The following is an 8499-nucleotide window of genomic DNA, read 5'->3' on the forward strand; positions in this document are numbered from 1 at the left end:
CGTTTCATCAGTTTCCACCAACCACTGACTCTCTATAAAAAACGTCAATTATTACTAGTCCTATTCATTGATTTTTTTGATACTCAAATATTATATCATAAAACTAACTAGATGCAACAAAATTTAACTATTTAATATCTTTGATACTTTAGTGCTTTTACAGGATCTAAATTACTTGCAAAATATGCTGGAAAATAACTACTAATAATACCGAAAAATAATGCCCCAAGATATATTGATCCTAATAGAAAATTATCTATCTGGATAAACGATTGAGATAAATCTATCTGTAACCCAGCTTCAACAAACCTGTTAATAAAATCAATTAATTGACTAAAAGATAAATATGAAACTAAAAAAGCAATGCTAACCAACATAAAACTTTCAAATAAAACTAATAACCTAAGTTGTAATTTACTTGCTCCTAAACACTTAAATATACCAATATCTTTCGTTTTTTGAACTACTGACAAATATAATACTTCTCCAATTAAAAAACAAGCTGCAACAACTGCTAAAGAAGAAAATAATATCAAAACACGTTGAGTTTGTAATAAAAAATCGTTAATTTTATTACTAATGTTTTCTCCTGCAACTTTAAATTCCAAATTAAAATATTTCTTTTTTAATTTATCTAAGCTATTATTTACATTTACTTTATTATCAATATTAATCATTCCAATCGAAAAATATATCTGATCAATATTAACATTAAAACATTCACTTACATGTTTTACATTTGCTAATTCATTAATATAAATAGTATCAAAGATTGTATTTTCTCCATTAATTCCAACTACTTTTAACTTTACTTTTTTAACATTATCTCCTTGTATATAATAACCATAAACATACTGATTTAAAAGATTTTTGTAATCCTTCTTTAAGTGAATAGCTGTTGTTTTTGATAATACGACTTCATAATCACTTTTAATATTTCTTCCTATTTCCAATTGATTATTCTTTAATTCTTTAGTCATATCACTAATATATATTGTTTTATCAATATTATAGTCTTTCTGTAAAGAAATTCCAATAAATTCAAAATCTCTCATTTCTCCATATATATATGTAATATCCTGATTATTTTTTAAATCTAATAAATCTTTATAATTCAAAATTTTTTTACTAACACTTTGTAATGATACTAATTGATTAGGAAAAATATTATTAAGCTGTTTTTGAATTTGATACTGCAAGGAACCACTTAATGTAAAAGTGATCATTATACATACTAATGCCATCACAAGACCAGCGATAATTTTAATATTTCTCCCAAAATTGGCACGATATTGTAACAAAGATAACTTAAAAAGAGTTAAAGGAGAATTTTTTTCTCTTAAACGATAATAAAAGTTATTATCTTTCATATCATGATATTTACCAATTAATTTACCATTTTGAAAAGAATATATATAATCAGCATACTGACAAGCTAACCTTTTATCATGTGTAATCACAATTACTAAACGTTCCTTAGCTTCCTTTTTTAAAATATCAAAAATCACTTTAGCATTATTTTCATCTAATGAACCTGTAGGTTCATCACAGAGTAAAATATCAACATTTTTAATCATCGCTCTCAATATTGCCACTCGCTGTTTTTGACCGCCTGATAATACACTTACTTTCTTTTTCAAAACATCGATTAGGTCTAGTTTTTCTTCACGATCCTCTATTTCTCTCTTGAATATAGTTTGACAAAAAAACTTTGGCAAAAAATAATTTTGCCTAACATTTAACCAATTAATTAAATTAAAATTTTGAAAAATAAAACCAATATGTTTTCGACAATAGTGTCTTATTGTTTTGATATTTTGATGATCAAATAATATTTCCCCTTCATAATCTTGATCTATCCCACCCAAAATATTTAATAAAGTAGTTTTCCCACATCCCGATTCACCTGATATTACTATCATACCAAAACTCGGAAAAGTTATTGATAAATTATCAATAATCACTTCATCATATCGTTTATATAGATTTTTTATCTCTAACATTTTAATCCTCCTTTAACAAGATACTAGTATTCATCTTACTGATTTGTAAACTTGATAAAACCCCAATTACAAAACATGCTCCTGTATAAACTAAAATCATAATTAGATATATATCATATGATGAGATCATAAGTTTAGGTAAAGTAAAAAACTTTGGCAGATTAAATAATTTATCACTAATATTTAACACATTCACAATTTTTAATACTAATTCAGCTAAAATAGAACCAAAAAAACCTATTATACTTCCAATCAAGCTAGTTTCTTGACTAAATAACTTTCTTACTTCATTTAAAGGTAATCCATTTGATAACATTAAAGAAATATCTCTTTTTCGCTCAATCAAGATTGTTTTTAAAATTATTGAAATCAAAATCAAAGAAATAATAAAACTAACTATCAAAAAACAAATTACAACTATTAATGCCATTTCAAATAAAGTTTGATAACTATCTAAATAATCTTGATGAAAATTAACTATAAAATAATCCTGTTTATATTTATTTGATAACTTTTTAAAATCTTCACTCTTTATGATCAAAGTACTTTTATCTATTATTCTTTCCTTTAAATCCGAATCAATAAATTTATTACTAAAATAAATATTAGTTCCATTATTTATATAATCATTTATAATCGCACTTACATTTAAATGATAGGTATTTTTATCAATGATAAAATAAATTTTATCATTGATATCTAAATTAAATTTTTGAGCAGTTTCTTGATTAATCATAATTTGGTTATTTTGACTTGGAAACTTACCACTTAAATATTCTATATAATCACTCTCATGTACTTGATAACTTTCTAATTGTGCTTCTTGAACAGTTTTGAAAATCCCAAATCTAAAATCCAGTTTATAATTTAAAGAAGTAACTAAGCTATCTTTTTTCAATTTATTAATCTCTTCATTAGTAAAGTTCATTTCATTATAATCTTTTTTACTAACTTCAATTATTTCTTTAATCGGATCACTATTTAAAGATGTTTGAATATAATTCCAGCCCCCATTAATTCCACTTAAAAGTAATACAAAAGCAGTAATTGTGAATATCTGAGAACAAAACATCATCAAGATTTTCTTTTTTTGATATAATAATTGCCGTTTCAAATAAAATTTAATTTTAATTAGTGGTCTACTCATTTGTTGATATAAATATTTATGATATCCAGTCTCCTGATTAAAGTTATAATTATTTTGATGACTATCTAGATCAACAATCATTTTAGAGTATTTTGTTACTAATTGATAATTATGAGAAATAACAATAACCAAATGCTTTTTTGCATAAAATCTCAAGAGTTCCATTACTTCACTAGCTAATGATTTATTTAATGCTCCTGTTGGTTCATCAGCTAATAATATTGGGGTATTACAAAGAAAGGCTCTAGCCAATCCCACCCTTTGTTTCTGACCACCAGATAATTCACTTGGAAAACATTCTAATAACGAAGTTATCTTTAACCTTTCCGTAATCATTTGTAAATAATTCAAAGATATAGTTTTACCTTTTATTTCTGGTAACAAAATTAAATTTTCATAAACTGTCAAAGAATCAATTAAATTATAAAATTGATAAACATAACTTATATAACTTTGTTGATAATAATCTATTTGTGAATAATTCAATTCATGTCCATCAATCAATATTTTACCACTATTAGGTTTTTCAATTCCGGCAACTAGATTTAATAAAGTTGATTTACCACTACCACTTTTTCCTACAATCATGACTAATCCAGAGCGTGGAAAATTTATTGTAAGATCATTTAAGACTATTTGTTTTTGTTTACCAAATTTATAAAATTTTGTAATATGTGAAAGTTGTAATACCATATTTTTCTCCTTGTGTTATAATATTTGCGGTGATAAAAATGAGTTTATTTAAATATAGTAACGACAACAAGCGTTATCATACTTTTAATTATTATTTAAAAAATAAGTATCATAATAAAGTTGCAAAGGTTAGTCTTAATGCTGGATTTACATGTCCTAACCGAGATGGTAGTAAGGGTATAGGAGGTTGTATTTTTTGTAGCAATAGTGGTTCAGGAGATTTTGCTGGAAATGTTAAAAAGTCACTCGAACAACAATTTAGTGATATTAGTAAAATTCTTCAAAATAAATGGCCTGGATGTAAATATATTGCCTATTTTCAAGCTAATACTAATACATATGGTTCTATAGAGAAGATCCAGAGCTGTATTGACCCTTTTTTAAACAAAAAAGACGTTGTTGCAATTAGTATTGCTACACGTCCAGATTGTTTAGAGGATGATGTTTTACAGTATCTCTCTACACTTAATTCTAAATGTGATTTATGGATTGAGTTAGGATTACAAACAATTCATGATGAAACTGGGAAAATAATTAATCGTGGCCACACATACAAAGAATTTTTAATTGGTTTAAAAAAATTACGTCAACATAAAATTAATGTCTGTGTACATATTATTAATGGTTTACCGTTTGAAACAAAAGAAATGATGCTTCAGACAGTAAAAGAAATTGGTAAATTGGATATTCAAGCTTTAAAAATCCACATGCTCTATGTAGTTAAAAACACAAAATTATATCAACTTTATTTAAATAATGATTTTGAAATGCTTTCTCGTGAAGATTATATCGATCTAGTAACTGAGCAGCTAAGTTATTTACCTGATAATATTATTATTGAACGTCTTACTGGTGATGGTAATGTGGATGATTTAATTGCACCTTTATGGTCAGTTAAAAAAGTTACAATTTTAAATGATATTGACAAATTAATGGTTACTAAAAACTATTATCAAGGTTGCAATATTAAATAGGATAGAAAGATAGAATTTATCTATCGTCCTTCCTATTGTACCGTATATTCTGGTACTACATTATATGTTATTACAAACTATCTTAAATAGTATCCTAAGGGATTGACTAAACTTTGTCGATTTCCTTTTTTTATTGCTAATATTTCTGAATTTGATAAGAATTCCATTTGTTTATTAATAAAGTACTAGTCCTATATTCGCTACTGATTATATTTGTTCATCCGTAAACTTATATGTATTTTCATTAGTTTCTTTCACTGTTTAAGGATTATAACTCTTATTTTATACTTAGCTATTATCCAAATTTATCTATGATGTCTTTCGTACTTCCTATTCTAAAATAATTTATCCATCCACTTACAATTTCATTAATTTTCTTGATTGTTACTTCATGACAACATTACATTAAGCCCTTCAGTATTTGTGAAATACCTGTGACTGAATTTTCATTAATTAGATAAATGTCAATGCCGACACACTTCAAAATAAAAAGCCCCAAAGGGCTTTTTATTATTATTCATCTGTTTCAATTAAACCATAATCACCATCATTACGGCGATAAACAATACTAATAGAATCACTTTCAGCATCACGATATACGAAGAATGAATGGCCGATTAATTCCATTTGCATAATTGCTTCTTCCATATCCATTGGTTTAGGAGTAATAGTTTTTACCTTTACCAATACATCATCTTCAGATTCAACATCTTCAATTGAAGATAGGTTGAACGCAAGTTTATTATCTTTTGATTTACGACTTAGTCTAGTTTTGTACTTTCTGATTTGTCCTTCTAATTTGTCAACAACTAGATCCATAGCATTATATAGATCATCATCTACGACCTCTGCTCTTAAAAGTACATATTCAGTAGGAATCGTAACTTCAAGTTTTTGTCCATAAGGATAAACTCGACATAAAACTTTTGCTTCAACATTGTCACTTACGATGAAATACTTATCTAATTTAGATAGTTTTTCTGAAATCTTTGCTTCGATAGCCTCTGTGATTTCAATGTTTTTTCCTCTTACTGAGATTTTCATAAGAATTCCTCCTTTGTATAAACATATTATACAATATATATTTGTAAAATAACACTCAAATTATTGATAAAATTTCCCTAAATTTAACATAAACAAAAAACACTCGAATAAATCGAGCATTTTTATCTATAAATATTTTTTTAGAATTTCTACTTTATCTAACTCTTCCCATGGAAGATTGTTATCCCCACGACCAAAGTGTCCATAAGCAGCTGTTTTTAGATACAATGGTTGACGTAAATCTAACGTTTTAATGATTCCTCCTGGAGTTAAATCAAAGTTATCTCTGATTGCTTTTAGGATTATATCATGGTCAACATGTTCAGTTCCATACGTCTCAATAAAAATTGAAGTAGGTTCTTTAACTCCAATAGCATAAGAAACCTGAATTTCTAATTTATCACAAAGATTTGCCGCAACAATATTTTTAGCAATATAACGCAACATATAGGCAGCTGAACGGTCAACTTTGGATGGATCCTTTCCACTAAAAGCCCCACCACCATGGCGAGCAGCCCCACCATATGTATCAACAATAATCTTTCGCCCAGTTAAGCCAGTATCACCATGCGGTCCTCCAATAACAAAGCGACCAGTTGGATTGATCAGCACTTTATAATCAGTGTTTAAATTATATTTTCTTACAACTGCATCCATTATTTCTTCTTTAATATAACGTTTGAATTCAGTTTCATCAAAATCAGGATCGTGCTGAATCGACATTAAAATAGTATCAATTTTAGGAGTACTTTCGGTATAATCAATCGTTACTTGAGCTTTCATATCAGGACGGGCTGACTTAAATTCTCCAGTATCCTTTTTTTCAGTTGCATAACGAACCAAATGATGAGCAATTGAAATCGGCAAAGGCATATACCCTTTTGTTTCTTTACAGGCGTAACCAAACATGATTCCTTGATCACCTGCCCCACCCACTTCGTCATTTGTTCCTAAAGCAATATCAGGAGACTGTAAATCCATTACTACCTGAACCTTGCAAGTCCGATAATCGATTCCTTTATCGCTATCATCATATCCAATGTCCTTTAAAACATCTCGAGCTACCTGCTCATAGTTAACTTCTGCAGTAGTTGTGATTTCTCCACCAATAACTACTAGATCAGTAGTAGCAAAAACTTCACAGGCCACACGTGAATTAGGATCTTCTTTTAAGCACGCATCAAGGATAGCATCACTAATTTGATCACAAACTTTATCAGGATGCCCTTTTGAAACTGATTCAGAGGTAAATAATACTTTTTCTTTCATTTTTCTTTCTCCTTCTACAAATAAAAAAGCTTCCTAAAGAGAAAGCATACATAGTTAGGAAGCCTTCTCTCATTGTTCAAGTATAAACTTGCTCAGTTAGGCACCTTCTAATTTAATATAGGGTTGCCACTACATCATCGATCTTCATCTAGTAGTTCTTAATAAGAGTCTTTTTTATTTATTTCTTGTATTTCTTCTTTTGTTAGTGACGTCATAACTTCTATTAATTCGTCATCCAAACCAATATCCAATAAGATACTGGCAATCATTTTCTGTTGTCTAATATTTTTTTGCATATCATCACCTAAACATAGTTTGCTTTATTTAAATAATAATATTCTAAAAAACAACAAATACATAATAATATATCTAATCAAATATTGCAAGTAATTTATCAGATACTAATATTTTAACATGAAATTTATTTATTTTTATCTCAAATTTATATCAAAATCATCTTAATTTAAAATTCCATACCTTCTAAAACATTTTTCACCTCTAAAACACCTGGTACTTCTTCCATTAAAATTTGTTCAACACCATCTTTAAGTGTTTCATCAAGCATTGCACATCCAGCACAAGCACCAAGCATTTTAACATAAACGATTCCATCTTTAAAATCCAGTAATTCAATATCACCACCATCACGGTTCAAATATGGTCTAAGTTTATTTATTACTTTTTCAACTTCTTCAATTGTACTTGTATTTTCCATCTTTAACATCTCCTTATCAATACTCTATTTTACCACAAAAAATTTATTTTTAGAAAAAAAACTTACTAAATTTCTGATTATCTTTTCATAAGTTGGTAAATGCCGATATATGTACCGTGTGCATAATAGCCAAGTGTCATGGTTATGTTAGCGTGTCCCATGATATATTGCAGGGTGTTCGGGTTCATTCCCTTATTTGCCATGTTCGTGCAATAAGTGTGTCTTAATGAATGAGGTGTGATGTTTGGCAACTTGTCTTTGTGTGTCTTGTTGTATTTCTTAATCAGTCCTCTTAACATACCTACATAGTTTCCAGCAACTTTAGGCAAGCCCTCACGGTTCAAGAATAAGAAATTGCTGTAACCACCGACAATCAGCGGTTGAGCTTTCCCTCTGTTCTTTAATATTCGTTGGAGTGCTTGATAAGCTCTTTCGGATAATGGAAGTTCACGTTTTCCGTTTTTTGTCTTTGGAGTTTCAACATAGTAGCCGATTTCACTATCTTTCAATAGCTGGTGGTCTATATTGAGTGTTCTGTTCTGCATATCAATATGCGTTGTCAGTCCACAAAATTCAGAAATACGAAGTCCCGTTTCCAGAAGAAGCACAACCTCATCATAATACTTGCTGTAAATCTTATCCTTTTCCATAAAG

General features: G+C 28.3%; 9 protein-coding genes, 1 riboswitch and 1 other annotated feature (1 of these 11 running past the window's edge). Of the genes, 1 reads left to right on the forward strand and 8 read right to left on the reverse strand.

The features are described 5' to 3' along the window. Nucleotides 1-77, reverse strand: a binding site (T-box leader) (it extends 132 nt beyond the left edge of the window). A gap of 54 nt (nucleotides 78-131) precedes the next feature. Then, complete coding sequence (locus tag ACLR9T_RS09020; protein WP_413109212.1) at nucleotides 132-2003, reverse strand: ATP-binding cassette domain-containing protein; 1872 nt, start codon at nucleotides 2001-2003, stop codon at nucleotides 132-134. Nucleotide 2004: 1 nt separating this feature from the next. Continuing rightward, nucleotides 2005-3843: an ATP-binding cassette domain-containing protein gene (locus ACLR9T_RS09025; protein ID WP_413109213.1), complete on the reverse strand. Its 1839-nt coding sequence runs from the start codon at nucleotides 3841-3843 to the stop codon at nucleotides 2005-2007. A gap of 38 nt (nucleotides 3844-3881) precedes the next feature. Between ACLR9T_RS09025 and ACLR9T_RS09030 the strand changes: the two genes are divergently transcribed. Beyond that, nucleotides 3882-4817, forward strand: a complete 936-nt coding sequence (locus ACLR9T_RS09030) for a TIGR01212 family radical SAM protein (protein WP_413109214.1) — start codon at nucleotides 3882-3884, stop codon at nucleotides 4815-4817. Between the two features lie 295 nt (nucleotides 4818-5112). Here the strand turns inward: ACLR9T_RS09030 and ACLR9T_RS09035 are convergent, their stop codons facing one another. From ACLR9T_RS09035 to ACLR9T_RS09060, 6 genes are all read right to left on the reverse strand, one after another. Beyond that, the gene (locus tag ACLR9T_RS09035) at nucleotides 5113-5199 is read right to left on the reverse strand and encodes a group II intron maturase-specific domain-containing protein (RefSeq protein WP_413109219.1); all 87 of its coding nucleotides are present in this window, start codon (nucleotides 5197-5199) and stop codon (nucleotides 5113-5115) included. A 131-nt stretch (nucleotides 5200-5330) separates the two neighbouring features. Beyond that, the gene (gene hpf, locus ACLR9T_RS09040) at nucleotides 5331-5861 is read right to left on the reverse strand and encodes a ribosome hibernation-promoting factor, HPF/YfiA family (protein ID WP_413109215.1); all 531 of its coding nucleotides are present in this window, start codon (nucleotides 5859-5861) and stop codon (nucleotides 5331-5333) included. Nucleotides 5862-5987: 126 nt separating this feature from the next. After that, on the reverse strand, nucleotides 5988-7130 hold the full coding sequence (gene metK / locus ACLR9T_RS09045; RefSeq protein ID WP_003538059.1) for a methionine adenosyltransferase: 1143 nt from the start codon (nucleotides 7128-7130) through the stop codon (nucleotides 5988-5990). A 66-nt stretch (nucleotides 7131-7196) separates the two neighbouring features. Beyond that, nucleotides 7197-7298: riboswitch (SAM riboswitch) on the reverse strand. After that, complete coding sequence (locus ACLR9T_RS09050) at nucleotides 7289-7426, reverse strand: hypothetical protein (RefSeq protein WP_413109216.1); 138 nt, start codon at nucleotides 7424-7426, stop codon at nucleotides 7289-7291. It overlaps the preceding riboswitch by 10 nt. Nucleotides 7427-7593: 167 nt before the next feature. Next, on the reverse strand, nucleotides 7594-7845 hold the full coding sequence (locus tag ACLR9T_RS09055; protein ID WP_413109217.1) for a NifU family protein: 252 nt from the start codon (nucleotides 7843-7845) through the stop codon (nucleotides 7594-7596). Nucleotides 7846-7922: 77 nt separating this feature from the next. Further along, nucleotides 7923-8499, reverse strand: a 577-nt coding sequence (locus ACLR9T_RS09060; protein WP_413109218.1) for a site-specific integrase, incomplete at its 5' end; no start/stop codon positions are given.

It is taken from the genome of Thomasclavelia sp. (assembly GCF_047249845.1).
Lineage (GTDB): Bacteria > Bacillota_I > Bacilli_A > Erysipelotrichales > Coprobacillaceae > Thomasclavelia.